Origin of the sequence: Roseateles aquatilis, assembly GCF_002205645.1 — a bacterium.
Taxonomy (GTDB): domain Bacteria; phylum Pseudomonadota; class Gammaproteobacteria; order Burkholderiales; family Burkholderiaceae_C; genus Roseateles; species Roseateles aquatilis.
On sequence record NZ_NIOF01000006.1, the window covers coordinates 298,607 to 322,118 of the forward strand.

Below are 23,512 nucleotides of genomic sequence, written 5' to 3' on the forward strand. Positions count from 1 at the left end.
GAGCAGCGTGTTCGCTTACCTGACGTGGGCGCGGCCTGGCTATCGTGCACAGGAGGAAGCCCTGGTCGTTGACCAGGGCTCGTGAGGCAGAGGTTCAGGGGCGCTCTGGTTTCGACAGCTGGCAGGTGACCTGCAGGTGCACCTGTCCTGCGAACTGCTGAGCGAAGTCGTCGAAGGTCGCGCCGACGGCGCGGTATTCGGGGCTGATCATGATCGTGTCGTCGCCGAGCCAGGTGCGCTCGATGAATGCGGACAGGTCTCCGTTTTCCGCCCGCGCGACCAGGGCCAAGGGGACCTTGGCGGTGAAGGTCACGAGGATGTCTCGTTCGATGAAGGGCGCCAGCTCGTCAGGCCGTAGCGGCCGCGGCAGCGGGTATGGCACATGCCGGTCGCTCTCGTACTCCGCCAGGAGACGGCGATCGCCCATCAGGCATTGCGCGGTGGATTCCATGTGATTCCTTTCCGGCTGACGGCAGCGCCGTCAGCACGAAAAAAAACCCCGGCAAGCCGGGGTCAGTTCTTGGATTGGGCTTCGTGTCGGCCCTTGAGGTCGAGGAAGAGCGGGTGCTGCGGCGGGTTCGCCATGTCGGCGCGCTCGCGCAGTCGACTGCAATACGCCAGGACCACGGTGAACGCTCCCCAGATCGTCAAGGCAAGCCAGGCGATGGCCAGGCCTGCCAGATCAGGATCCGAGTTGAGTGCGCTTTCCACGGAGTCCAGAAGTGCTTGCATGTTGCTGCTCCTCAGGCTCTTGCGAGCCCTTCTTCTCCTCGATGCTGAGGAGAACGACGGCCAGGGTCTGTGCGACCAACCAGCCGACCACCACGATGGCCATGTAGGCCAGCGAACCCTTGGCGAAGCCAAGGTATGCGTTCGCTGCCGCCAGAGCCCACGACGCCTTCTTCAGCGCGTCGGCCGCGCTGATGCGGGCCTCTTTGTTGAAGAAGAGGGTGAGACGGCGGCGCTGCTCGACCTTGGGCCGGGCGCGTTCTTTGCGAGTTGCCATTTGAGTCGTCCTTTCGGTTTGTCGAGAGGGACGCCTCCACCCGACCGGGGATGGGTGCCCCGCTCGGGTTCTGGGTATGCAGACGGGTGAGCGTCTGCGTGATTCGCGGCCGTGTTCAGGCCGCAGCTCGCGCCGGTTCTGCGAGCGTGAGCCAAGGGGCCAGGTAGTCCTGGCTGGCCTCGGCGGTTGCCGGCTCGGCCTGCTGCTGGTGCAGCAGGTGTTCGAGCTTGAGCAAGAGTGCGTGAGCGTGCTCGGCGGCCTCCGCGGGTGCATCCGACACGCCTTGGCGCACCACTTCGATGTAGTGGCGCAGCATGGGTGTCGGCGCGATCGCGGCGTCGAGCTCGATCATCGTCAGGGCTTCCGTCGTCAGGGACATGACTTCGATCCTCATGGGAGATTCATCGGATCTCGACGCGAGACACTCTTGACGGGAACGCGCAGCATTGCTGCCGCAACCCTGAGTGCCACAGGACATCGAGATGATTCGCCTTGGAAACAGCATCCGGCTCACCCGTCGAGAGGTCGAGCGCTTCACGAAGATCACCGGCATGGCGCCGGTGGGCGTGAAGACGCTCGCCGATCTCGACGAGTACATCCGGGAGTGCAAGGCCCATTTCTGGGGTGTGTCCGAGGACACGCGCTTCCTGCACTTCCTTCTGGACGAGGAACGTTCACGCTGCCTTGGCGCCGCGTGAATCCCCGACTTCGCCTGCCGCCGCGCCTTCACCAGCGGCGGTGAACCTGTCCTTCGCCGGAGCGAAATCGGGATCACCGCGCAGGCTGTTGGCGCGACTGCGTGCAGGCTCCCTGCGCACGGGCGGCAGGGTTTCGACGGCGACTCCAGCGGCAAAGGACCGGAAGGAGCGCAGCCAGCGGAACGGGCCCAGGACCACGAGGGCCAGGGCCGTGCGCACGAACGAGCCGATGCGCTGGTTCCGAGCGTCAACGGCCTTCTGCTCGCGCAGCGTCGTCTTCGCCCGGATGTACAGCGCCAGGTGCGTGCGCTTGGACTGGGGGTCGGCATCGAGATGCTTGACCACTTCTTCGGCAGTGGAGGGTTGGCCAATCGCCGTGTACAGCTGAGCCCAGGCCCGGTCTTCTTCGACGTAGCGTCGTTGGTGACCAGGCGGGTTGGACCGCTGCGCAGGCAGTTGCTGCTCCATGCTGTGGGCTTCGGACATGGGTCTCTCCTGTGATGAGCAGGGAGACGGACTCGCCCTAGCAGGGGACAGCCGGTCCCCGCTGGGGTAGCATGGAATGCCGCTCACGCGGACCCCACACGAAAGCCTTCACGATGTCTCGTTCCGGCACTTCTCTTCAGATGATCGAGGGCGGACGCGCTGCGCTCGAGAGGGAGTTGCTGTGGGCGGCGGCTTTGAACCGGCCCGGCTACACATCCCTCCTGAGGCAGCTGACGCCTGCGGCTAACGATGCTCTTTCGAGCGTGTTGCCAGGTTCTGACGGATCAGAACCTCCTCGTCGATCAGGCGCAGCATCCGACGCAGGTCGGAGCGAACGCCCGGCTCGGTGACAGCGGACTGCGTTGCGCGCAGTCGCTGTTTCACCTGAGCCAGTTCTTCCTCATTGGCTTCGTCGAGCCAGCGAAGAAACTGCTTCCATTCGTCCTTGTCCATCGCGGTCAGGCGGCCAGGGGCAGCTCGACACGCTCGGGGAACTCCTCGGCGACCTTGGGACGGGTCGGCGCGAGCAGGGCGGGAATCTTCACGGTCGGCACCACGACGAGCGGGGCGCGGCCGGAACCGCCAAGCAGGCGGCACACGGTTTGAGGCGTGTTGGTCGACATGTCGTTCTCCTTTGCGTGAGCAAGGGGGAACACAGCCTCCGGGTTGGAGAAACGATGTTCCCCAGTCCGGGTTGCAGGCGCCGCGGTCGCGGGCCCAAGGAAGGCGAGAAGACCCAGGCCGAGGGCTTGGGTCTTTCGCACGATCAGGAAGGTGTGGCCTTCCCAGGGATGCACAGGCCGTCGGGAACGGCCTGATCCGACGGCGGGCGTCATGTCCCGGAAGGACAGCGACGTGGTGCCGAAGAGATGCGACGGGCTGCGGAGACCCTCACGGGTCCATGTCCGAGCCGACATGCTTCAGGGCCAGGGACGCCGAAGCGACTGGCGCCCGCAAGCGCGTTCACGGGCGAGGTCCAGGCGGCGGAGCGACTTGCGTCACCGCTGCCCAGACCCTTCGATCCGCAGCATGCTGCGGTCGAGGTTCCAGACAGCGCCCAAGAGCACCATCCGTCTCTTGCGAGATTCGTCGCTTGCGCGACAAGGCCAGCGAGTGGCCGATCCTAGGGCGGGTCACGACCGCAAACGCCAAGGCACCGAAGTGCCGTGGACTCCACGTCAAAGCCGAAGACGGCTCGCCATGAAGGCTGTACCAGCACGAACGCCGGCAAGAAGCTCCGACAGTCTGCCACCGCCGGCCGCCGTGCGATAGGCCGCGGCCCAAGCGTCCGATACACATCTGTGCCGCTGCGTGTCTTGATGTCCGTCAAGGCGCGGAGTGGCGAATTACCCGAGAAAGAGATCGCGCCCAGCGGGCGCAGAATGTAAACGGGTCCGTCACCATCTGTTGCATTTCCAGGCTCCATGAACGACAACCACAAGAAGGCCTTCGGTATCTGGCCACGCCCGGCGTGGCGCACGGCGCCTCTGAATGGATGGACAGCCGTCGTGAGCCTGGGCTGCCTGGTCCTGTCGATGCTGGCGGGGGCGGCATCCGCTCAGGTCCAACCCGCGTCCTACCACTTCCGTCAGCCCTCATCGGGGGCGCCGATCGCGCTGGGGCCCCAGGTGCTCAGTGCCGATGAGCAGGCCTACCTCGCCGCCTTGCCCGAGATCCGCGTGGCCGTTGGCGTGCCACCGCCCAGCCCCTACCAGACGGTGTCTTCCGATGGCGAAATCGGCGGCATCCACAGCGAAATGCTGATGTACCTGACGCGCGCGTTCGGGCTGAAGGTGCGGCCCGTCGTAGTGCCCAACTGGGGCGATGCGCTGAATGCCGTGCGCCGACGGGACGCGGATCTGATCATGACGGTCGGCGTGACCAACGAGCGCATGTCCTACCTGGAGTTCACGCTGGGCGTGACGCCCTGGCCGGGGGCGCTGTTCGCGCGAACGGCGGCAGCACCCTTGCCACTGGAGCATGCGCGCTTCGCGATCGAGCGCGACTACATGGCCATCGACTTCGTCCGGCGGCAATATCCCGAAGCGTCGATCCAGACCGTGGAGAACACGGGCGAGGCCTTGGCCGCAGTGGCTGCGGGCCGTGCGGACTACTACCTGGGCGCGCTCTTCGAGGCCATGGACTGGTGGTCCCGTCCGGGCGTACAGGGTGTCGAAGTGCGGCAGATGCTGAACTACGGCACGGGCTACTACCACTTCGGCGTGCGCAAGGATTGGGCGCGACTGGCGCTGATCCTGAACAAAGGCATCTCGGCCCTGCGCGAGGCACCGCTGCCTCAGTGGCAGGCCTCGGCGCCGGCCTTGCCGGCGAAGGTCGCACTGGCGCCGCCGCTGCAGCTCTCCGCCAGCGAGCAGGCGCTGCTGGTCGGGCACCCGACCTGGCGCATGGGGGCCGTGCGCGGGCTCTCGCTGCTGAACGACATCAACGCCCGGGGCATCCACACCGGCATTGCGGCGGAGTATGCGGAGCAGGTCGCCCGACGTCTCGGCGTGGGCCTGCAGGTGATCCCCTACGACAGCGTCGCGTCGATGCTCGACGGGCTGCGCCGGGGCGAAATCGATCTGGTGCCGTTTCTCACGCGCACGCCTGCCCGGGAGAAGGAGTTCGCTTTCTCCAGGCCCTATGTCGAGATGCCCTACCTGCTGGTGTCCGCAACCGATGGGCCGTACTACTGGGACCTGAACAGCCTGCGTGGGCACCGGCTGGCGCTGGCGGAGCAGCACCCGCTGCGGGAGGTGCTGGCGCGCAGCTATCCGGACATCCGCATCGTCGACATGCCGGACGGTGCGGCCGCGATGGATGCGGTGGCGCGGGGTGAGGCCGATGCTGCGGTCGAAGTGAAGCTGTTCGCAAACCTGCGCATCAACTCGGACAGCGGCAACCGACTGCGCGCTGTCGCCGCGGTGAACGCGTTGCCGGCACAGTTCCACTTCGCCGCCTCGCCGCGATCCGAGGCGATGATTCCGATCATCGACCGGGTGCTCGCCGAGATACCGCCGACGGATCACGAGCGCATGCTCCGGCGGTGGATCGCCGTGGACCTCGACCCGCCGTTCCCTTGGCGGCGCCATCTCCCGGTGATCTCCGTCGCGGTGGTCGCGCTGCTCAGCGTCTTGGCGCTCACGCTGTGGTGGATGCGCCGCCTGTCGCGCGAGGTCGATCAGCGCCGTGCTTCGGAAGCGCAACTGCAGGCCATCGGCAGCAACATCCCCTGCGTGGCCTTCCAGTACGTCATCGACGAACACGGCAAGTTGCTGAGCACCTATTTCTCGGCGGGATCGCAGGCGTTCCTCGGCGTGTCGCTGGAGGAGGGGAAGACGGTCCTGCAGAACCTTGCGCCCTACATGAGCGCTGAGGATGCCAAGGCCGCGGCGGCAGCCGGGCGCCACGCGGTGCGTAGCGGCCAACCCTTCAGCTTCGCCGCCGCGTACCAGGTGCCCGGACGCGAGGCGCGATGGTTGTGCTGCCAAGCGGTCCGGACTGCCATTGCGGGCGGCCGTGCGCACTGGACGGGCTACGTGGTCGATGTCACTGCGGAGCGCAATCTGCAGGTCCGGCTGACGGAAGAAGCCCAGAGGCGCAACCTCATGCTCGCCTCTGCCAGCCACGAGCTGCGGGCGCCTGCCCACACCGCATCGCTGGCGTTGCAGTCCCTGCAGACCGAGCGTACGCCGGAGGCACGCTCGCGCGCGCTGGCCGTGGCGCAGGACGCGATGCACACGCTGACCCAGCTGTTGGGCGACGTGCTGGACGCGGCGCAGATGCACCACGGGGAGCTGAGGATCAAGCCTCAGGTCTTTGCGCTGCAGCCCTGGCTGCAGCAGCTGGCCGACGCCGCGCGGCAGTGGGCCGAGCGCAAGCGCCTGGGCTTCGAGCTGGTCGTTGAACCCGGCCTTCCACACCTCGTGATGATGGATCCGCTGCGGATGCGGCAGGTGGCGATGAACCTGCTGAGCAATGCGGTGAAGTACACGGATCGCGGCTCGATCCGGCTGGAAGCTTCGACACGTGCGGGCAGGACGGGCGAACGCGCGCTGGTGCTGACCATCGTCGATTCAGGGCGGGGCATCGCGCCCGAACAGCTCGAAAAGGTGTTCACGCCGTTCGCCGGCGCAGATCCCCAGGGCGTCGTGCCGGAGGGAAGTTCGGGCCTGGGCCTCAGCATCTGCCGCCACCTGGCCGCGCTGATGCAGGGAGAAGTGTCACTGCGCAGCGAGCTCGGCCAGGGCACGGCCGCCGAATTCGAACTGCCCTTGCGTCTGGTGGCGGCTGGCGCGGAAGAGCCGCTGGCCAAGGGCGTGCTGGTGTGCGACGACGACGACGTGTCGCGGCTGCTGATGAGCCAGATGCTGGCCGCGCACGGCTTCGACGTCGAGGAGGCGCGGGATGGCCATGAGGCGCTGGAACGCCTGCGCCGGGGTGGCATCGGCCTGTTGGTGACGGACCTGCGCATGGCGGGCATGGACGGCAGTGAACTGGTGCAGGCCATTGCGGACCTGCAGCAGCCCGGCGTGGCTCGCCCGCGGATCGTGGTCTGCTCGGGCGACGCCCAGGTGGAGGACGTGGGGCCGCTCGCTTTCGACGCCTTCCTCACCAAGCCGGTGATGATGAGCGTGCTGCTCGACACCCTGGCAGCGATCGGCTTCGGTCGGGCCGCGGCATCTTCTGCGGAGGTGGAGCGCAGTCCGAAGTGAGGCTCGGGTCATCTCGCTGCGGCCTTGAACCGTCTCACTTCTATCGACGCTGCAAAGGCCCGGAAGGCTCAGCGCCCGAAGAGGCGCCTGGTCGCGCCAGGCAGGCCCACGGCCCTAGACCGGCATTTCGCTGAGCAAGCCACAGCGCGTTGCGCCGGTCGGACGCGATGCCCATCCGCGTCACCGCGCGCATGGCGCGAGCCAACGCTGCCCGGTCCTGGGAATCGCGATGCTGCATGGCCTTCGCACACGCGGCGCCCCAAGCCTGCATCCACCGTCGCGCGTGCTCCATGGCATCTTCATATTCCGCGTTCAAATTCATGGTTCATTGGGTGCCTCTTGTGCCGGCTTGGGACGATGGTGGCACCAGCCGCGCGCTGGCGGCAAGGGGGCAGTGGTACCTGGCGCTCATTGACAATAGAATTTTCTAGATTTCTATAGAGTTCTATAATTGAGCATAAACCAAGGAGCTCTCCCATGGAAATCTTCCATCGCACCGCGCTCGCCGCCGACATGGCGGGGAAGATCCTGTTCGTGTCGCCCACGTCGGCATCGAGTTCCGGCCTGTTCCTTGCGGCGCCCCGGCGCACCGGCAAGTCCACCTTCCTGCGCGAGGATCTCCGCCCGCAGCTCGAAGAGAAGGGCGGGCTGGTCGTCTACGCCGACCTGTGGGAGGACCGCAAGGCAGATCCGGGCGACGTGATCGTGCATGCCGTCCGCTCCGAGCTGGCCCAGCACGAGGGCGTCGTGAAGCGCCTGGCCAAGGCCGCCGGCATGGAGAAGGTGGCCGTGGGCGGCATGTCCTTCTCGCTCGACCGGGTGGGGCTGGGGGACGGCGTCTCGCTGTCGGCCGCGCTCGCGGCACTGTCGGACGAATGCAAGCGGCCCATCGTGCTGATCATCGACGAAGCGCAGCACGCGATCACGAGCGAGAAGGGCAACGATGCCCTCTACGCTCTCAAGGCGGCCCGAGACGAGCTCAACAGCAGCCGCCGCCACGGCCTGCGCATCGTGGCGACGGGGTCCAACCGCGACAAGTTGGCGATGTTGCGCAACAGCCGCGACCAGGCCTTCTTCGGTGCGCCGCTGGTGAACTTCCCGCCGCTGGGGGCCGACTATGTGCAGTGGTTCTGCGAACGCGCCGACCTGCCCGGCAAACTCGATCCTGCTCAGGTGCAGGAGTTGTTCCGACGCGCCTTCTTCCGACCCGAACTGCTGGGCGCGGCGGCCGACGCGCTGCGCTTCGCCTTCGAACTGAAGGCCGACGACGTGCAGACCGAGTTCGCCCAGGCCGTCGAGGCACAGATCGAGGCCAGCAACAGTGAACTGCTGCGTGTCGTGCACAGCCTGACGCCGCTGCAGTCCGCCGTGCTGCGGGTGCTGGCCGCGCGCGGCAACGACTATGCGCCGTTCGAAGCCGGGACTATCGCCGCCTATCAGGCGGTGCTGCAGGCGACGGGACAACCCGCCGACGCGAAGGCCGACGTGCCGGGCGTGCAGCAGGCCCTGCTGGCGCTACAGGAGAAGTCTCTGGTGTGGCGAGCCGCGCGCGGTGTGTACGCGCTGGAAGAGGGCTCGCTGAGCGAACTGATGGCTGCGGATGGCATGCTCGCGATGGTGCCGCCGGTGGCCGGCCAGGGAGGGCAGGCGGCAGCCGCGAAGTGATCATGGCCGGCCAGCGGCGGCCGGCGCTCAGGGGACGGAGAACAAGATGGCCGACCACGGCAGCTACAGGACCTTCCGCCGACAGGTTCTTGAGCATCTCGGCGACGGCCAGTTGGCGCAAGACCGCGGACGTCTGCGAGGTTCCCGAGGCACCGACTCGCCGTTCGCCGCAGGACGTTCGGCAATCAGCGCGTTCCGTGCCGAAGTCGCCGGGCGAGCGACGCATTGGGCCGCCATGTCGACCGCGCACGACGCCTGGGTGAGACGTGCACTGCGCCTTCCTCCGACGCTGGCGCTTGAGCCCGGGACCCTGGCGACTGCGGAAAAATGGCTCTTCGTGTTCCTGCCATTTGGCCTGGCCACGCGTCGTGCGAGCCGGCTGCTCCGCCTGGCGGGCACGTTCGAGGGCCGGGCCCTGATCTTTGACCGCTATGTGCAGCGCACCCTCGCACTGTTCGAGCTGCGCTACGACGAAGCCGTCGACTTCGCGCTGCGGTGGTTCGAACCAGTAGAGACATGGCGCGTCTACGAACAGGTTGAGCACACCGGCATGGAGGTCATGCGGACGGCACACGCGTTGGGCCTTCGCAACTTCGCCCAGGTTCGCGAGGCATTCTTCAGCCGAGGGGCGCCGCTGCAGCGGCGCGAGCTCGTGCAACTGCTGGTCGCCGAGGGCGTGGTCCGCAATGTGGCGGAACTGGCCTGGGCGGGGAAGGAGCGCGACACGCTGGGCTATTCGTATGCGCCCGTCGACGCCGACGAGATTCAGCGCCTGCGAGGCATCGTGCGCTGTCTGCTTGCCCACGGCGTTGCCCGCGAGCAGGTCGCCGCAATCCTGCGCTTCCCGCTGTCGTCCATGGCGCCCGATGCGCTGGAGGCCAACATCGGCGTGCTCGAAGCTGCTGGCACGTTCGAGGTGGCCGCCGTGCTGGCGCAGGTGGGTGACCGGCTGTGGCGGACGCCGACGCCGACCTGGCGATTCATCGTCGACGTGCTGGACGCTCGAACCCCGCAAGATCTCGCGAAGTTCCGTGCTCTGCTCGATTGCCACCACGACCTGTCGGTCGATCTGGCTCAGGAGCTGAAGCTGCACTGCGCCGGGCTCGATGAACTTGCCGGTTGCCAGCGACTTCTAGCCGGGCTGGATCCGCAGCGGGACGACGCGGCAAGCTTCGTCGCCCATGTGCGGCGCCTGACCCGCGCGCCGCATTCGTTGAATGCGAACCAGTTGGCGCGCTCGGAGGCCTATCTCAAAGGAGGCGACTCCCTGCCGCCATTCCTGCAGGTCCTGCAGGACCACGGGCTGGGCGACGCCGCATCCGTCACTGAGTTCCAGCGCTGCTTCCGCCAACTCACCGCGGCCGGGTTGGACCGGGCGCTGAAAACACTGGAGGCCGTAGCCGTCGAGGAACCGCTGCCCCAGCGTGTCGACTGGGTGCTGCAGGCCGGCAAGAGCGGCTACTTCCACGTCTACGACTACCTGATCGAGACCTTTCGGCTGCAGGGGCTGATGCCGCTGCAGCAGATCCTGCCACTCGGGTCCCTGGGCATCGCCTTCCTGCGTTGCCTGATCGAAGACCGGCGCCTCGACAGCTTGAAGGCCGTCCGCGATTGGTACCGCGATGCCGTTGGCATCGTGGGCTACAGGGGCGACAGCAGCTACGACGCCGCCGACAAGCTGCTGTTCGACGACGCGTTCGACCGCAATCACTTCGGCCTTCTCGCTTCCAACCAACGCGCCGTGCACGGGATCGTCCATACCCGAATCCAGCGTTCACTGGGCACGTGGCCGTGGCAGGCCGAGGAGGTGGAAAAGGAGGCCTACCGCGAGGCCAGCCGCTTGCTCGGCGCGCAGATGCGGACGGAACTGCTTCCGGCGCTGGCAAAGATCCTGAAGAGCACAGGCGGCGTGATCTTGGAGAGCTTGTTCGAGGACGAAGGTGACCAGCCGCTGGACCTCGAGCGCAAGCTCACCTGCCTGACGCCATTGCTCGCGGAACTCGTGGCCGGAGGCGGTCCGAGCGGCACCACGCTGACCGCCATGCAGCTTGATGCCATCGCCGTCGTGTACCGCTCGCCCCAGGAGTTCATCCGAACGAAGTGGCACGAAGTGCGGGGCCACGAGAGCCATCTGCAAGGTCTCGTGCTGCGGCAGAGCTACGAAATGGCCTGGCGTCACGCCCGCCGGCGACTGCGGCGCGACCTGGACAGCGTCGGCTTCCATGCGCTGCGCAGGGCCGCGCAGTTCAGCGAGAACTTCAGGGACTATCCCAACATGTTCACGGCCTGCCAGCGCTTGAGCCCGAAGCAGCTGCGGCAGAACGCGCTGGGCGCCAGCCTGGACACGCTGGCGCTGCACCTCGGCAGCCTGCTGGCGCTGGCGCGAGAGGACGGCACCGTGTCCCGCTGGATCCGCGAGGGCTTTGACGAGCTCACCGCCATGGAGCAGGGCAGCCTGGGCGCATTCCAGCGTGTCGGGGAACTGGTCGACCTGTTCGCCGTGGTGCTGCCTGATGCGCTGGACGCACATGCCGACGCCTTCATCGAACGGCTGCCTGAGAACGACGCGGCGCACTGGGCATCCCGGCTCGGACCGTCCGTGCCGGAGCTGGAGGGCAGGGCGCTGCTGCGCGCCGTGGTGTCGCGCACGCGCGCCAAGCTCTTGCCTCTTCATCTCGCATGGGCCCGGCGCCAGTTCAAGCTGTACGAGCAGGAGGAGGACGCCAGCCGTCGCGCTCAGCTCATGTCCGGCGTCGTGTCCAAGCACCCGGCTGCCTACTTCGCCAAGCAGGCAGCCGGGCTGTGCACGGCCGGCAATCTGCGGATGTGGGAGGAGGAGCGCCATTGCCACCTGGTGGTCTTCGATCCGCAGATGCAGCGCATGGTGGGGATGGCGATGCTCTACGTCCAGCAGATCCCCGAGCTGGATAGCCACCGACTCAGCCTGGTGATCCGCGGCATCAATCCGACCGAAGAGATGCTGGCTTCGCACGACACGCGTTCGATTGTTGAGAGCTTTTTCGACGCGGCCGTCCTGGTCGCCCAGGACAACAATCTCGCCTGCGTGGCGTTTCCGGCCCCATCGGGCGCGCACATCATGTCCAACCGCGACGCCGTCGAGAAGGACTTGAAGAAGCGCTACGTCGCGCGCGCGCCGGTTCAGCCGCGTGCGGAGGGTGTGGGGCGCAATGCCCTTCGCCACGCACCCGAGCGCGTCGCCGCGAAGTTCTATGCGTATGAGCAGGGCAGCGAGGGCGTGGACGCCCTGTACGTGATCTGGCGCCCCAGCGAGACCATTCCCGAGATCCCGCCCGCGGCTTCCGCGTCGGAGGCCCAAGCGAACGCCTGGGCATGAACGCGTTGCGGGCAGCGAACGCAGCGATCGATCCTGCGGTTTTCGCAGGGTTGTCGCGGCTCAGCCCTGAGTAGTATTGCGTTGCTGGCTTCGGCCAGCCCTGCTTTCCTCCCTAAGCAGGCGGCGTTCCGTGATGACAGCGGAACGCCGTTCGCCTCGCCGGCCTGGCCGGCGAGGCTTCTTGTTGGCGGTGGCGCGGCCGCGCCAAGCTGTCGCCCGAGTAGGCGGTACTGTTCCCTCTCAACGCTTTGTTGATGACGTTGCGGCTACCTACGCTCCGGCTGCAAGTCGTTCGCACAGCCGCCCTCTTGATTTCCGCCTCTAACCTGCTTAAAAATTTCACCCGTCTGTACGAGTTTCCATCTGCCGATCATGATCCTCTACATCATCCGGCAGCAGGTGGAGATCTTGCGCAGGCCTTTGGCCGCCGTCGTGCTCAGCACGCTCCCGCGCAGATCCTCTCCAATGCTGCTGTTGCTCCATTGGCACGGCTTCGCGGTCGACGAGCGACAGCGCGCTCCGCCAGCCGATACCGCCGACCGGCCGCGGCGCGTGGCCGTCCCCACTTCGGGGCTGCAGTTCAACCAGGCGTGGACGCGCCTGGAGCAACTCGACCAGCAGATGCTTGACGCCGCCTGGCAGTTGGGCGCCTGGAATCTGGTGCGGGAAGAGCATCGCGGCTGCGAGACCGTCGGCGTCTCCGACAGCGAGGCCATGGCCTGTCATCAGGCCTAACCGCATCGTGCTGCTCTGACCGTCTTGGTCTTCGCGAGCGAACAACTTGCGCGCCGAGGGTCTTGAAAACTATTGCACCGACTCTAGCTCGCTGATCGGTCGGATTTGGACGCGGTGGCACCGCTTTCCGCGCCCCAATTCGACCAACCTCTTTGTCAATCATCTGCTATCTGAAAGGAGACCCAAGATGCCAATCCGTCCCCTCCACGACCGGATCATTGTCAAGCGCATCGACCCGTTGCGTCAGACGCCCGTCTCTGCCGAAACGGAGTTTTGACATGGACCGGCCCACAACCACGCGTCCCGATCGGTCCGCGCTGGCGGCGGGCCGTTGGGGTCGCCCCGCGAGAGCTTACGGGTCTCTTCGTCACGCGAAGGTTCCCGTGCTGTTGCAGGCGGCCCCGCTCCCTGCCGAGGACCTCTGCACGTTGCAGCGCTGGCTGGCCGGCACGACCGCGCTGAGGCCCGGCGAGGCTCGGCACCTATTGGAGCGTGCCCTCGACCGGGGGCAACTGCTCGGTGAGCCGGCGCTGCACTGCCGCGCCGTCAAGGCCCGCATCGCTGGCGACGCCAACTGGGCGCCCATGGGCTTCCGGCTGGTCCTGGACTAGCCGCCGTCGGCGCTATCCGTTCAGGCGCGCTCGCACGAAGCCCGCGGCGAGCGCGCCGCCTTTTGAACAACATCGTGGAATGAGGATCAGTGTCATGGCGCACTCCGAACCCCTGAGCAGCAGCGAACGTTCAACCCACGCCTCAAGCCGGGCAGAGCCTCTGCTTGCGTCCCAGATGCAGGCATACCTTGCGGCCCGCGAGACCATGCGTCGCTTGAAGCGCTCTTCGTCGCCTTGCTTCGCGCGTGACTGGCGCCCGAAACCAGCCAACCACGCCCGCTGACCGGCGCGGTCGGTCGGCGCGCTCGCCGCAGCCTTGGTGAGCGTGGGACGGGAGGAGGTCGCCGCGACCGAGCACCTGCGCGCCCAAGAAAAATCGCCCCAGGCCGCTATGGCGCTGGGGCGCAAAAGTCTTGTCGCTGTCATCACGGCAAGACTCCTGCTCAGGGAGGAAAAGCAGGGGGCAGGGAGGCCGCCCAGAGTGTATTGTAACGCGACGTACCTGCACGTCGACAGGGAGTGTGGCTGCCCGGTCACGGGCTTTCCCGAGGGGCGTTCTTGATCGGAGTGCGGCGGTCCCCTTGATGCAGGTCGGCAGCGGTCGAGACTGCCCGCATGAAAACGCCTGTTTCTCCTGGATCGGACGGCCTCCGGCGCGACGCGGAGGTGGCGGAGTCGCCTCGATGGGCGGCCCTGCCTGCGCACGCGCGTGGCTGCGAATCTGATGCCGAACTGATGCCGGATTGCCACCGCTGGACGGGTGTCACCGCAGCGGCGTCGATCGTTCGGGGGTAAGTGGCCATGGGCTACCTCAATCCGTTGCTACGCCTCCCGGCCGCCCGCGCGTTGCTGGCGCTGGGCGCGAAGGAGCGCATGGCGCTGCGCACGCTGTTGCTGGAGTTGCGCAGCCAGGCCAACGACGAAGCAGAGCGGGCCTGGTCCCGACGCAAGGGACCGATGGCCTGCTATTGGCGCGCCGTGGCGACCTATGCCAGGCATCTGGCGCATGTGCTCCGGCAGCCGGGGACCGTGCCTGGCGTCGACGCGGAGGTTCAGCGCCTGACCCGGGACCTAGCCGTCGCGCGCCGCCAGGTGGCGCTCCTGGTCGAGGCCGCATCCAGCGTGTTGCCATTGCAAGCGCGTCCGCAGGTGTCGACGCCCGAGGGCTGGGCACAACAGCTGCGGCTCGCCAGCGTCGAGTGCCCGTCTGCAGCCGAGGTGCCGGCGTGAGCCGCTCGGGGCCGCCGGCGGATGCCCAGTTGCCGCTCTTCGGTGGCTGCCAGCGGTGGCGGGCTGGCCGCGACAGCTACCGCCCGGCCGGCGAGCCGTTCGTGGCCCAGCGCTACGCGGTCGAGCCGATCGAGTTCAAGGCAGCTCGCCAGTTCGTCGAGCAGACCCACTACAGCGGCAGCATGCCCGCCGCGCGCCTGCAGGTGGGGCTGATGCACAAGGCGTCTGCCTTCCAGCGCGACAACTTGGCCGGCGTGCTGGTGTTCTCGGTCCCGGTGCAGGAACAGGCCGTGCCCGCCTGGCTTGAGCTGCCGCCGCGCCTGGGCATCGAGATCGGTCGGCTGGTGCTTCTCGATCAGGTTCCGGGCAACGGCGAGTCGTGGTTCCTGGGCCGCGCGTTCCGGCTCTTGCGCCAGCTCCTGCCCGAAGTGAGGGGCGTGCTGTCCTACTGCGACCCGGTGGAACGCCGCAATGCGGTCGGCGCCATCGTCAAGCGGGGCCACATCGGCACCGTGTACCGCGCCTTCAACGGGCGCTACATGGGCCGCTCGGCGTCGCGCACCATCGTGCTCGGGCCCGGCGGCCAGTGCGTCAACGAGCGGACGTTGTCCAAGATCCGGCGCGATGAACAGGGTTGCGGCTACGCCATGCGGCAACTGAAGGCGCTCGGTGCGCCTGCGCGGCGCGCAGGTGAGGAGGGCAGGGCCTACGTCGCCCGCGCCCTCAACGAGGGCGGGTTCCGCAAGGTCCGCCACCCCGGCAACCTGACCTTCACCTGGCGGCTGGATGGCCGATGACGTCCGATCCGAGCCGGCATGATGGCACCTGAAGATCGCCGCCGCTCGTTGCCACCCACTCGACTCTCCAAGCCCATGACACCTCGCGCCGCCAAGGTGCTGATGACCTTTCTCGCTGACCAGGGCTACAGGGAACTGCGCCTGGTCGGCCGCACCGTCTGCGGGCTGCGCGGCTTCAACTTCACGATGGGCCTCGTGGTGGGCCTGAGTTTCGAAGGCTACGAGCGAAGGTACTGCTACGAGCACGAGACCGACGCTGCTTCGGCTCTGTCGACTTGGGACGGCGTTGACCACCCGAGCGGCCCCTGGATCAAGTGCAAGGGTGCCGGGATCGACTTGCTCAATCCCGCATTCGCCACGCAGGACTGACGACGCACTACATCGACCACGAGGGCGCGGCCGCCGCCTGCTCCGCGGCCCTTGATTTCGAGGATGCCTCCGTACCCTGACTGGTATGAGGTTCCCGATGCAACAGATCGAACTGCCTTGGGTCGCGCCCGCCACGGTGCCCCTGGTGCCCACCGTCGGCGGCATGGCCGAGCGCTTCGACGTGGCTCTCGATTCGCAGGTCGACGTGGCCTTGTCGGGGCAAGCGCCCGTGTTCGCCGGGGTCAGCGGCGGCAAGGACAGCCAGGCCCTAGCGTATCGCCTGCAGGCGCATCTCGACGCCAACGGACACATCGGCCCTCGGGCCCTCATCCACAGCGACCTCGGCCGGATCGAATGGCGTGATTCGATCACCGTATGCGAGCGACTCGCGCAGCGACTGGGCTGGGAGCTGATCGTCGTGCGACGGGCCGCCGGCGACATGATGGATCGCTGGCTGTCCCGTTGGGATGCCAATGTCGAACGCTATGCGGCGCTGTCCTGCGTTCGGCTGATCATGCCGTGGAGTTCGGCGGCGCAACGCTTCTGCACGAGTTGAAGTCGGCCGTCATCGCGCGCGCGATCCGCGCAAGGCATCCGACCGGCATGGTGATCTCGGCCGTTGGCATCCGGCGTGAGGAAAGCACAGCGCGCGCAAAGGCCCGGCCGCGAAGCGGGACGAACGACTGATGCGTGCGCGCGGCATCGGGCTGACCTGGAACCCGTTGATCCACTGGACGCGCGCCGACGTGCTCGACTATGTGCGTTCGCGCGGAGACGTCCTGCACGCCGCTTACCGCATCTTCGGCAGCAGTCGCGTGTCCTGCGCCTTCTGCGTGCTGTCCTCGCAGGCCGACCTGCAGGCGGCGGCAAGCTGCGCGGACAACGCCGCGATCTACCGCGAGCTCGTGGAGCTGGAGATCCGATCGACGTTCCCATTCCAGAGCAACCGCTGGCTCGGAGATGTTGCATCCGACCTGCTCGATGGCCCGACCCGATCCGCGGCGAGGGCACCCGTCCTTGGCTCGATAATGAGTAGGCTGCCCGGCGTCTGCGTTGCGTCAGCGCATGGTTTCTATGGCGATGCGCCTGGCTCGACGTGGCGGCCCTCGAACAGCTAGACGATGCGCAGGCGCGCTCGGGGCGTCTGTTTCCCGCGCTCCTGGCGAGCGAAGCAGGTCACCAGGCGCCGCACCTCATGCGCGGCTGCCGCCATCTGCTCGCGTTGTTTCCCGAGTGCTTCGACTTGAAAGACCAGTTCTCGACATGAGCGTCCTTCCTCCCTGTCCCAAGTGCCAGTCCGGCTACGCGTACAACGATGGCTCCCAACTGACCTGTCCCGAGTGCGGGCACGAATGGTCGGCCCAGGCAGCGGAGCCCGCAGGCGCGGAGGAAGAGAGGGTTGTTCGCGACGCGGTGGGCAATGTCTTGCAGGACGGCGACACGGTGACAGTGATCAAGGACCTGAAGATCAAGGGCTCCTCCCTCGTGGTGAAAGTCGGAACCAAGGTCAAGAACATCCGCCTGGCCGACGGTGACCACGACATCGACTGCAAGATCGACGGCATCGGCGCGATGGGCTTGAAGTCGGAGTTCGTGAAGAAGGCGTGACCCGGCCCCTCATCCCAGATCTCGACCGCTCAACGCCAGCAGCACCATGTCCGACCACATCAAACCTTTCGTCTACGAGACCCCGACCACCAAGGCACTGCATTTCTCGATCGCAGAGATCCAGAGCCGCATGCAATTGCAGCAACCGGATGCGTTGGACCTCTAATACACGCGCACGATGATGGCCGTGCTGCTGTTCAACAGCCGTCCCAAGACCCTGGCGATGATTGGCCTCGGCGGCGGCTCCCTCGCGAAGTTTTGCTATCGGTACCTCTCCGACACCCGCATCAAGGTCGTGGAGATCAATCCGCATGTGATTTCGCTGCGTGACGAGTTTCGCGTGCCGCCCGACGATGGGCGCTTCAAGATCCGGCACGGCGACGGCGCGGATTTCGTTCGCCTTCCGCCGTACCCGGTGGACGTGTTGATGGTGGATGGCTTCGACAGCGGCGGGCAGCCGGCCGCCCTGTGCTCACAGCGCTTCTACGACGACTGTCTTGACGCGCTGCAGGCCAACGGCCTGATGGTCGTCAACCTCCATGCCGGCCATCCTGACTACGCCACGTTCCTCGCGCGCATCCGACGCAGCTTCGGCGAGGATGTCCTTGTTGTTGGCGACCACGATTGCAGCAACACGATCGTGTTCGCCTGCAAGGGACCGCTCCTGCGTCACTTCAAGCATGCGTCGTTGCGCGCACCCGCGCGCTTCGATGCGCGGGCCTGGGCCGATTTGATGCCGACGTTCGAAAGAGTCGCCACGGCGTGGAAGCAGCATGTAGAGGCCCGTTGAACGCCCGCCGGACGCTTGTCGCGGCGCGTTGGTTCACCCTCGTGCGCAACCATTGCATGGCACGGGGCCGGAGGCGTGCTCTGCCACACCGCCCGACCCTCGTCAGGCGCCATCGCCGCTGGGCGGGGAATAGCGGCGCACGACGCGTCCCAGCGTTGTGGCCTGGACCAGCAAGCTGAACACCACGATCAGGTAGGTCACGCCGACGACCATGTCACGGCCCTGGAATTCGGGGAGGGTCAACGCCAGGGCGATCGAGATGCCGCCGCGCAGGCCGCCCCAGGTCATGATTTTGACCGCGTGCGGGCTGACGCGCCGGAAGCGGCGCAGGGCAGCCATCGGGATCGCCACGCTCACGGCCCGCGCGATCAGCACCACCGCAAAGGCCGCGACGCCGATCCAGATGTCGGAGAACTTGAACGACAGCGCGATGACCTCGACGCCGATGAGCCCGAACAGGACGAGGTTGAGCAGCTCGTCCAGCACACCCCAGAAACCAAACAGGTGTTCGCGGGTCCTGGCGGACATGTGGCGGGTGGCGCCGTGGTTGCCTACCACCAGCCCAATGGTGACTATCGCCAGCGGGGCGGACACATGCAGGGACTCGGCCAGGCTGTAGCCGCCGGTGGCCAACGCCAGTGTGATGAGAATCTCCACGGGGCTGCTGTCGATGCCGCTCAGCAACCAAGAGGCGGCGCGTCCTACCAGAACTCCGAAGACCAGGGCGCCCGCGACCTCGCGCAGCAGCAGCGTGGTGATGCTGGTTATGGAGAATTCTGATGCGCCGGTGGCCAGGCCGACCAGGGTCAGGAAGGCCACCATGGCCGTGCCATCGTTGAGGAGCGCCTCGCTGGAGATTTTGGCCTCAAGCGACGGCGGCGCGCCGACGCGCTTGAGCACCGCCAGCACGGCGATCGGATCGGTGGGCGAGATCAGCGCGCCGAACACCAGACACCACGGCAATGGCACCGGGTGGCCCAACGCCAGCGTGACGGTGTACATGCCTGCGCCGACGATTGCGGTGGAGATCAGCACGCCCAGCGTGGCCAGCGAGACAACGGCGACTTTGTGCTCGCGCAGGCGCGAGAAGTCGATGTGCAGCGCGCTGGCGAACAACAGGAAGCTCAGCAGGCCGTGAAACACGACCTCACTGAAGTTGATATGCGTGATCAGCTGGCGCGCATAGGCGCCCATCTCGGGATGAGCCATGCCCACCAGAGAGACCACGAGGCAGATGATCAGCCCGGTCAGGGTGATGCCCAGCGTGTCGGGGAGGTTGAGCTTCTTGAGGTACTTGAGATTGATGACGCCGAACACGGCCACGATGGCGAGCAGGACGCCTGTTCCTTGGAAGACGGTAGGCATCTGGGCATCCTAAGCGAGGCCCATTCGGTGACCGTGTCGCCCGTGGCTCGACTGCTCGCACCTCGCACGCGAGCCGCCTGAAAGCCGGTTCCAACCTTTGGGCGGGCAGCTTAGGGCCCCGCCGCCACGGCGACGGCGCGCGGTGCACTCTCTTGATGCTGCCCAAACCGTTCGTAGCCTGGCTTCAGCAAAGGAAAGCATCCATGCTGAAGCAGCGCAAACCCGGTATGCCGCTGGGCCTGATCAACGCCCCTTTCGAGCCCACCGATCGCTTCGTCATGCGGGTGGGCATTCCTCATCGAGGGGGCAGCCTTGCCTTTCATGCCTTCAACGAGGAGTACCCCGCGATGGTCAGTGCGAGCGCCTTCTGGTCCGCCAGGTCCGGGGCGTTCTGCATCCCCCGCGCAACAAACCTATACGAGGTGGATTTCGCGCTGGACAGCGCCGGGTTCACGGCGATGCGGCTGTGGAAGTCCAAGGGAAAGCAGCCCGGGATGGCCGGCGTGTTCCCGTGGACCTACGCGCAGTACGTGGAGCTCGCGTGCTCGGTAGGCGCGAGCTGGTGGGCGCAGCCGGACCTTTGCTGCGAGCCCGAGATCGCGGGCAGCGAAGACGAAGTCGACTACCGCATCCGCGCAACGGCCACGCTGCTCGAAGGCGTGCTTCGGATCGTCTACGCGTGGCAGAACGAACTCGCGAAGACCAGCACTCCAGGCGTCGTCGCCAACCTCGCGCCTCCGCCGGTGCCGGTGATCCAAGGGTGGACGGCCGACCACTACCTGCGCAGCCTCGACCTGTTGCTGCAGGTCTGGCATCGCTGGAAGCCGTGGCTCGCGGCCCCCGCATTGATCGGTGTGGGCTCGGTGTGCCGGCGCCACCTGCACCATCCCAATCACGGGCTGCTCGCCGTGCTGGGCCGGCTCGAAGGCGCACTGCCCTCCGGCTCTCGACTGCACCTCTTCGGCGTCAAGGGCGCCAGCCTCGAGCATCTGAAGATGCGCGAGTGGATCGCCTCGGCGGACTCGATGGCCTACGACGACGGTGCCCGGCGCCAGGCTTGGGCTCAGGGGCACTCCAACACGGTGGACCACCGCAGCCGCGCAATGAGCCGCTGGGTGCGTTCCGCGTCCGACCGACTCCTGCCTGCAAAGGGTGACCAGTTCCTGCTGCGCTTCGCCTGACGGGGCGCCCAGGGCGCTTGTGAGATGCGCGCTCCCCCACCGATGCGCGACGCGATGCGACGTTTCTCACGCGGGCTTGCGAGTTGCGCGGTGCATCCAGGTCCCGCGCGTCGGGGCCGTCGACACTGCGTTGGGCCTCGGCCCCGCCGGCACAACCTTCCCCAGCTCGGGCTCCGTTCTCTCCACTCAACTCAGGTGCCAATGTCAGAGGATCTCAACCGCGCATACCGTTCGAAGGCAGTGGCACTCTCAGTGGTATTCGGCGTGTGCCTGCTCTGCTGGGCAACCCGGTTTGCCCGCGACCCCGATCTGCACTTCCCGGTCTTCATCGAGTACTTGGCAGAGCAGGAATGGTCCGTCTGGCTGGAGCATTTCGCTGCGGCGCTGGGCGTGCCTTCCCTTGCGGCTGCTGCCGGTTTCCATGCGGCGAGCCGACCTCCAAAGCGGCGCCGTGCGAATCAGCCGCTGGCTGACTGGCTCGTCATATTCTTCTGCGCGTCTGTCGGAATGCTCGGTTACTGCATCGGCGAGTTCGGACACGAGGCCATGCAACTGACGCTGGGGAAGAAGTCCAACTACGGGCAATACCTGGCCGATCACTGCATTCCCGCTTCGACGATCCAGCAGTTCGGTGCGTGCTCCAAGACCTATTTCGGCGTTCTCGAATCCCAGCTGATGGCCGACGCGTGCGGCCTGCTCGCGTTCCTCGTCCTCTTCCTGATCCTCGCGTATCAGGCCGGTCGGGCACGGATCAACATCTTCTGATCTTGAGCCTCGATGGGGCCTTTGCGGTGCGCGTGGCGCGGTCGCCGGCTAAGTCGCTGCTGATCGATGGTGGCGCGGCTTGCCGCGCTGCAGGACAACTGATCCGGTGCTTCAGGTGGTCAGTGGTCCAACGTAGAGCGCGGCGCACAGGCGCGCTGCGATTTCCGGCTGCTCCTCGCTGGCGGCCGTGCGAGCGACGAAGTTGGCCCAGGCCACGGCTTCCCAGGACGGCATCATCTGCACGTGGTCCAGCAGCTCAAGCGCGAAGTACAGCCGCCACTGCGCGCTGGACATCAGTCGACACTTGAGGAACATGGACTTCACCGGGCGAGGGAGGCGAGGCGGCCTGTCCCTCGGCACGAGGGCTTCGTCCGAGTCAGACCCGATCACATGATAGGGTGGCCAAGTCTCAGACAGAGCCGGCGAGCTTGCACGAGTCGGTCGTTCCCGCCAACTCTGCCGCGCCTGTGTGAGCTTGGCTCTCGACGCTCTCAAGCACGGGAACCGAACCGGCGTTGTTGCCACCAATGGTTGACGTCGTCCCAGGCCGGCAGGAAGGCCACGATGGCCAGCAGGACGGCCAGCGGCACCGTCGCCACATAGCCCACGCGGTTGAAGCCCCAGGCGCCGGCCAGACCGCCGCAGAAGAATCCCAGCAGCAGGGTGGCCAACAGCGCGAGCCGGCCGCGGTCAGCGACCACCCTGAGCGACGGCTCTCCGCCGGTGCGATTCCAGTAGGCGAGCTTGCCGAGCTCGATGCCGATGTCGGTCACGATGCCCGTGACGTGGGTCGTGCGGATCTCGGCCTGGGACAGCTTCGTGATCAGCGCGTTCTGCAGGCCCATCGTGAAGCACAGCAGCATCACCGTGATCGGGACGTAGTAGGCGTGCAGCTCGGCCAGGCGGCTGCCCAGCAGGCCGAACACCAGCAGCAGGGCGGCCTCCAGCAGCAGTGGACCGGCGTACTCGCTGTGCAGCTGGCGACGTCGGCCGAAGTTCACCAGCATGGCTGAGCAGGCCGCGCCGGCGACGAAGGCGAGCAGGGCGCCGGCACCGGCGGCCACGATGTCCCAGGCGCCCAACACCAGGTGATCGGCCATCGATGACACCATGCCCGTCATGTGGGAGGTGTACTGGTGCACAGCCAGGAAGGCGCCGGCATTGGTAGCGCCGGCCACGAACGTCAGCACCACGCCGATGTGGCGGTTCGCCTGGCCAGAGCGGTGGCGGCCGGTGAGTCGGCGGGCATAGTGCAGCGGCATGGGAAACGGTCCCGGCGCGGAGCCGGCGGGTGACAAGATGGATGATCTAGAATATAGTAGATTCAGATATTCTTCATAATCTTCCGGAGGCCGAGCATGCCTGCTGTTGCTGAATCGCCGCTGCTTCCTCTCGTCGGGTCGCCCGAGGAAGTCCGCACGCGTCTTGGCAGGTCCAAGGCGCGGCGGGTGATCGTCCTTCCCGTGGCCGACGAGGACGCAGGACGCGCTGGCCAGATGGCCCAGACGCTGAGCAGCGTGATCGCGCTGATCGGCGCGGCGTGGGAGGCCCACGACGAGCAGTTGCTGCGCACGGTGGTCAATGCCGTGGTCCCCAAGGCCCCGCCGTCGCCCAACCTGATCAAGGAAGCGGCGATGACGGCGAATGCCCGCAAGGCCGTGCTGCAGGGGGCGGACTGGCTGACGGCGGCGCAACTGGCCGAGGTAGCGGGCCTGAGCGCGAGCAACCCCAGCACGCAGCCGAACAAGTGGAAGCGGCTCAAGCAGATCTTCGCCATCGACCTCAACGGCGTGGACTACTTTCCCGGCTACGGCCTGGATCCTGAGACGGGCTATCGGCCACGCAAGTCGCTGACGCAGGTGCTGAAGGTGTTCGGGGACGACAAGGACGGCTGGGGGCTGGCCTACTGGTTCCTGGGGGCCAACAGCTTCCTGGGCGGGCGCCGGCCCCAGGATGTGCTGCTTACCGATCCGTCTGCCGTGGTGGCCGCCGCGCAGGACGAGATGAGCGCCGTCGAACATGCCTAGGCGCAAGGCGACCCCGGCAACCGGAACGGCGCCCGCAGCCGCTCCGGCAGTCGCCGCTGCCCTGCCAACCGCTTCCGCGGGCATCGAGCCGCCCGCGGAACTGCACGTC

The 23,512-nt window shown here is 66.8% G+C and carries 26 protein-coding genes; 16 read left to right on the plus strand and 10 right to left on the minus strand.

Annotated features, from left to right (window positions below):
• Positions 1–94: 94 nt before the first annotated feature.
• The 4 genes from CDN99_RS15625 to CDN99_RS15640 all read right to left on the minus strand — a co-directional run bounded on the left by CDN99_RS15625 (position 95) and on the right by CDN99_RS15640 (position 1,385).
• The gene (locus CDN99_RS15625; RefSeq protein ID WP_088385784.1) at positions 95–451 is read right to left on the minus strand and encodes a hypothetical protein; all 357 of its coding nucleotides are present in this window, start codon (positions 449–451) and stop codon (positions 95–97) included.
• A gap of 62 nt (positions 452–513) precedes the next feature.
• Complete coding sequence (locus tag CDN99_RS15630) at positions 514–732, minus strand: hypothetical protein (protein ID WP_141100809.1); 219 nt, start codon at positions 730–732, stop codon at positions 514–516.
• Positions 683–1,006, minus strand: a complete 324-nt coding sequence (locus CDN99_RS15635; protein WP_088385786.1) for a hypothetical protein — start codon at positions 1,004–1,006, stop codon at positions 683–685. The genes CDN99_RS15630 and CDN99_RS15635 overlap by 50 nt, the downstream gene beginning before the upstream one ends.
• A gap of 115 nt (positions 1,007–1,121) precedes the next feature.
• Positions 1,122–1,385 (minus strand): hypothetical protein, encoded by a 264-nt coding sequence (locus CDN99_RS15640; protein WP_141100810.1) that lies wholly within the window; start codon positions 1,383–1,385, stop codon positions 1,122–1,124.
• 103 nt (positions 1,386–1,488) lie between these two features.
• On the opposite strand from CDN99_RS15640, the gene CDN99_RS15645 reads away from it, so the two are divergent.
• Positions 1,489–1,704 (plus strand): hypothetical protein, encoded by a 216-nt coding sequence (locus tag CDN99_RS15645; RefSeq protein WP_088385788.1) that lies wholly within the window; start codon positions 1,489–1,491, stop codon positions 1,702–1,704.
• On the opposite strand, the gene CDN99_RS15650 is transcribed toward CDN99_RS15645, so the two are convergent.
• The 3 genes from CDN99_RS15650 to CDN99_RS28690 form a co-directional block, all read right to left on the minus strand.
• Complete coding sequence (locus CDN99_RS15650) at positions 1,681–2,190, minus strand: hypothetical protein (RefSeq protein ID WP_088385789.1); 510 nt, start codon at positions 2,188–2,190, stop codon at positions 1,681–1,683. The two genes, CDN99_RS15645 and CDN99_RS15650, sit on opposite strands and share 24 nt — an antisense overlap.
• 243 nt (positions 2,191–2,433) lie before the next feature.
• The gene (locus CDN99_RS15655) at positions 2,434–2,643 is read right to left on the minus strand and encodes a hypothetical protein (RefSeq protein WP_088385790.1); all 210 of its coding nucleotides are present in this window, start codon (positions 2,641–2,643) and stop codon (positions 2,434–2,436) included.
• A gap of 5 nt (positions 2,644–2,648) precedes the next feature.
• Positions 2,649–2,813: a hypothetical protein gene (locus tag CDN99_RS28690; protein WP_158218855.1), complete on the minus strand. Its 165-nt coding sequence runs from the start codon at positions 2,811–2,813 to the stop codon at positions 2,649–2,651.
• Positions 2,814–3,725: 912 nt separating this feature from the next.
• Here CDN99_RS28690 and CDN99_RS15660 point away from each other — a divergent pair.
• The 12 genes from CDN99_RS15660 (at position 3,726) to CDN99_RS15715 (ending at position 18,065) form a co-directional block, all read left to right on the plus strand.
• On the plus strand, positions 3,726–6,905 hold the full coding sequence (locus CDN99_RS15660) for an ATP-binding protein (protein WP_158218856.1): 3,180 nt from the start codon (positions 3,726–3,728) through the stop codon (positions 6,903–6,905).
• Positions 6,906–7,382: 477 nt separating this feature from the next.
• Entirely contained in the window at positions 7,383–8,570 is a 1,188-nt protein-coding gene (locus CDN99_RS15665) for an AAA family ATPase (protein ID WP_088385792.1), read from the plus strand.
• A gap of 46 nt (positions 8,571–8,616) precedes the next feature.
• Entirely contained in the window at positions 8,617–11,925 is a 3,309-nt protein-coding gene (locus tag CDN99_RS15670) for a hypothetical protein (RefSeq protein ID WP_141100811.1), read from the plus strand.
• Positions 11,926–12,297: 372 nt separating this feature from the next.
• Positions 12,298–12,660: a hypothetical protein gene (locus CDN99_RS15675; RefSeq protein ID WP_088385794.1), complete on the plus strand. Its 363-nt coding sequence runs from the start codon at positions 12,298–12,300 to the stop codon at positions 12,658–12,660.
• Positions 12,661–13,043: 383 nt separating this feature from the next.
• A complete protein-coding gene (locus CDN99_RS15680; RefSeq protein ID WP_088385795.1) occupies positions 13,044–13,271 on the plus strand; it encodes a hypothetical protein in 228 nt (75 codons plus the stop codon).
• Positions 13,272–14,072: 801 nt separating this feature from the next.
• Positions 14,073–14,501, plus strand: a complete 429-nt coding sequence (locus CDN99_RS29325) for a hypothetical protein (RefSeq protein ID WP_238139542.1) — start codon at positions 14,073–14,075, stop codon at positions 14,499–14,501.
• A complete protein-coding gene (locus CDN99_RS15690) occupies positions 14,498–15,298 on the plus strand; it encodes a Mom family adenine methylcarbamoylation protein (RefSeq protein ID WP_193531724.1) in 801 nt (266 codons plus the stop codon). Before CDN99_RS29325 ends, CDN99_RS15690 begins: the two co-directional genes overlap by 4 nt.
• A gap of 102 nt (positions 15,299–15,400) precedes the next feature.
• Complete coding sequence (locus tag CDN99_RS15695) at positions 15,401–15,667, plus strand: hypothetical protein (RefSeq protein WP_141100812.1); 267 nt, start codon at positions 15,401–15,403, stop codon at positions 15,665–15,667.
• A 97-nt stretch (positions 15,668–15,764) separates the two neighbouring features.
• Positions 15,765–16,223, plus strand: a complete 459-nt coding sequence (locus CDN99_RS15700) for a tRNA lysidine(34) synthetase (RefSeq protein ID WP_088385797.1) — start codon at positions 15,765–15,767, stop codon at positions 16,221–16,223.
• A 130-nt stretch (positions 16,224–16,353) separates the two neighbouring features.
• Positions 16,354–16,785: a hypothetical protein gene (locus CDN99_RS15705; protein ID WP_088385798.1), complete on the plus strand. Its 432-nt coding sequence runs from the start codon at positions 16,354–16,356 to the stop codon at positions 16,783–16,785.
• A 145-nt stretch (positions 16,786–16,930) separates the two neighbouring features.
• Positions 16,931–17,275, plus strand: a complete 345-nt coding sequence (locus tag CDN99_RS15710) for a zinc ribbon domain-containing protein YjdM (RefSeq protein WP_088385799.1) — start codon at positions 16,931–16,933, stop codon at positions 17,273–17,275.
• A gap of 181 nt (positions 17,276–17,456) precedes the next feature.
• Complete coding sequence (locus CDN99_RS15715) at positions 17,457–18,065, plus strand: spermine/spermidine synthase domain-containing protein (protein ID WP_375134446.1); 609 nt, start codon at positions 17,457–17,459, stop codon at positions 18,063–18,065.
• Positions 18,066–18,167: 102 nt separating this feature from the next.
• Here the strand turns inward: CDN99_RS15715 and CDN99_RS15720 are convergent, their stop codons facing one another.
• Entirely contained in the window at positions 18,168–19,430 is a 1,263-nt protein-coding gene (locus tag CDN99_RS15720; protein ID WP_088385800.1) for a cation:proton antiporter, read from the minus strand.
• Positions 19,431–19,633: 203 nt separating this feature from the next.
• On the opposite strand from CDN99_RS15720, the gene CDN99_RS15725 reads away from it, so the two are divergent.
• Both CDN99_RS15725 and CDN99_RS15730 read left to right on the plus strand, forming a co-directional pair.
• On the plus strand, positions 19,634–20,611 hold the full coding sequence (locus tag CDN99_RS15725) for a deazapurine DNA modification protein DpdA family protein (RefSeq protein ID WP_238139544.1): 978 nt from the start codon (positions 19,634–19,636) through the stop codon (positions 20,609–20,611).
• A gap of 201 nt (positions 20,612–20,812) precedes the next feature.
• Positions 20,813–21,376 (plus strand): hypothetical protein, encoded by a 564-nt coding sequence (locus tag CDN99_RS15730; protein ID WP_141100813.1) that lies wholly within the window; start codon positions 20,813–20,815, stop codon positions 21,374–21,376.
• Between the two features lie 111 nt (positions 21,377–21,487).
• Here CDN99_RS15730 and CDN99_RS15735 read toward each other — a convergent pair whose 3' ends face one another.
• Entirely contained in the window at positions 21,488–21,691 is a 204-nt protein-coding gene (locus CDN99_RS15735; protein ID WP_141100814.1) for a hypothetical protein, read from the minus strand.
• 176 nt (positions 21,692–21,867) lie between these two features.
• A complete protein-coding gene (locus CDN99_RS15740) occupies positions 21,868–22,638 on the minus strand; it encodes a YoaK family protein (protein ID WP_088385803.1) in 771 nt (256 codons plus the stop codon).
• Positions 22,639–22,734: 96 nt separating this feature from the next.
• Here CDN99_RS15740 and CDN99_RS15745 point away from each other — a divergent pair, with 96 nt between their 5' ends.
• Entirely contained in the window at positions 22,735–23,403 is a 669-nt protein-coding gene (locus CDN99_RS15745; RefSeq protein WP_088385804.1) for a hypothetical protein, read from the plus strand.
• Positions 23,404–23,512 lie beyond the last annotated feature (109 nt).

What these genes read in the sequence shown, in the direction of transcription:
- CDN99_RS15625 (WP_088385784.1), bottom strand. Translation starts at nt 451, where the DNA reads ATGGAATCCACCGCGCAATGCCTGATGGGCGATCGCCGTCTCCTGGCG.
- CDN99_RS15715 (WP_375134446.1), top strand. Translation starts at nt 17,457, where the DNA reads ATGGCCGTGCTGCTGTTCAACAGCCGTCCCAAGACCCTGGCGATGATT.
- CDN99_RS15655 (WP_088385790.1), bottom strand. Translation starts at nt 2,643, where the DNA reads ATGGACAAGGACGAATGGAAGCAGTTTCTTCGCTGGCTCGACGAAGCC.
- CDN99_RS28690 (WP_158218855.1), bottom strand. Translation starts at nt 2,813, where the DNA reads ATGTCGACCAACACGCCTCAAACCGTGTGCCGCCTGCTTGGCGGTTCC.
- CDN99_RS15745 (WP_088385804.1), top strand. Translation starts at nt 22,735, where the DNA reads ATGCCTGCTGTTGCTGAATCGCCGCTGCTTCCTCTCGTCGGGTCGCCC.
- CDN99_RS15665 (WP_088385792.1), top strand. Translation starts at nt 7,383, where the DNA reads ATGGAAATCTTCCATCGCACCGCGCTCGCCGCCGACATGGCGGGGAAG.
- CDN99_RS15650 (WP_088385789.1), bottom strand. Translation starts at nt 2,190, where the DNA reads ATGTCCGAAGCCCACAGCATGGAGCAGCAACTGCCTGCGCAGCGGTCC.
- CDN99_RS15735 (WP_141100814.1), bottom strand. Translation starts at nt 21,691, where the DNA reads ATGTTCCTCAAGTGTCGACTGATGTCCAGCGCGCAGTGGCGGCTGTAC.
- CDN99_RS15635 (WP_088385786.1), bottom strand. Translation starts at nt 1,006, where the DNA reads ATGGCAACTCGCAAAGAACGCGCCCGGCCCAAGGTCGAGCAGCGCCGC.
- CDN99_RS29325 (WP_238139542.1), top strand. Translation starts at nt 14,073, where the DNA reads ATGGGCTACCTCAATCCGTTGCTACGCCTCCCGGCCGCCCGCGCGTTG.
- CDN99_RS15645 (WP_088385788.1), top strand. Translation starts at nt 1,489, where the DNA reads ATGATTCGCCTTGGAAACAGCATCCGGCTCACCCGTCGAGAGGTCGAG.
- CDN99_RS15720 (WP_088385800.1), bottom strand. Translation starts at nt 19,430, where the DNA reads ATGCCTACCGTCTTCCAAGGAACAGGCGTCCTGCTCGCCATCGTGGCC.
- CDN99_RS15630 (WP_141100809.1), bottom strand. Translation starts at nt 732, where the DNA reads ATGCAAGCACTTCTGGACTCCGTGGAAAGCGCACTCAACTCGGATCCT.
- CDN99_RS15730 (WP_141100813.1), top strand. Translation starts at nt 20,813, where the DNA reads ATGTCAGAGGATCTCAACCGCGCATACCGTTCGAAGGCAGTGGCACTC.
- CDN99_RS15700 (WP_088385797.1), top strand. Translation starts at nt 15,765, where the DNA reads ATGCAACAGATCGAACTGCCTTGGGTCGCGCCCGCCACGGTGCCCCTG.
- CDN99_RS15660 (WP_158218856.1), top strand. Translation starts at nt 3,726, where the DNA reads ATGCTGGCGGGGGCGGCATCCGCTCAGGTCCAACCCGCGTCCTACCAC.
- CDN99_RS15640 (WP_141100810.1), bottom strand. Translation starts at nt 1,385, where the DNA reads ATGTCCCTGACGACGGAAGCCCTGACGATGATCGAGCTCGACGCCGCG.
- CDN99_RS15670 (WP_141100811.1), top strand. Translation starts at nt 8,617, where the DNA reads ATGGCCGACCACGGCAGCTACAGGACCTTCCGCCGACAGGTTCTTGAG.
- CDN99_RS15710 (WP_088385799.1), top strand. Translation starts at nt 16,931, where the DNA reads ATGAGCGTCCTTCCTCCCTGTCCCAAGTGCCAGTCCGGCTACGCGTAC.
- CDN99_RS15675 (WP_088385794.1), top strand. Translation starts at nt 12,298, where the DNA reads ATGATCCTCTACATCATCCGGCAGCAGGTGGAGATCTTGCGCAGGCCT.
- CDN99_RS15705 (WP_088385798.1), top strand. Translation starts at nt 16,354, where the DNA reads ATGCGTGCGCGCGGCATCGGGCTGACCTGGAACCCGTTGATCCACTGG.
- CDN99_RS15740 (WP_088385803.1), bottom strand. Translation starts at nt 22,638, where the DNA reads ATGCCGCTGCACTATGCCCGCCGACTCACCGGCCGCCACCGCTCTGGC.
- CDN99_RS15725 (WP_238139544.1), top strand. Translation starts at nt 19,634, where the DNA reads ATGCTGAAGCAGCGCAAACCCGGTATGCCGCTGGGCCTGATCAACGCC.
- CDN99_RS15695 (WP_141100812.1), top strand. Translation starts at nt 15,401, where the DNA reads ATGACCTTTCTCGCTGACCAGGGCTACAGGGAACTGCGCCTGGTCGGC.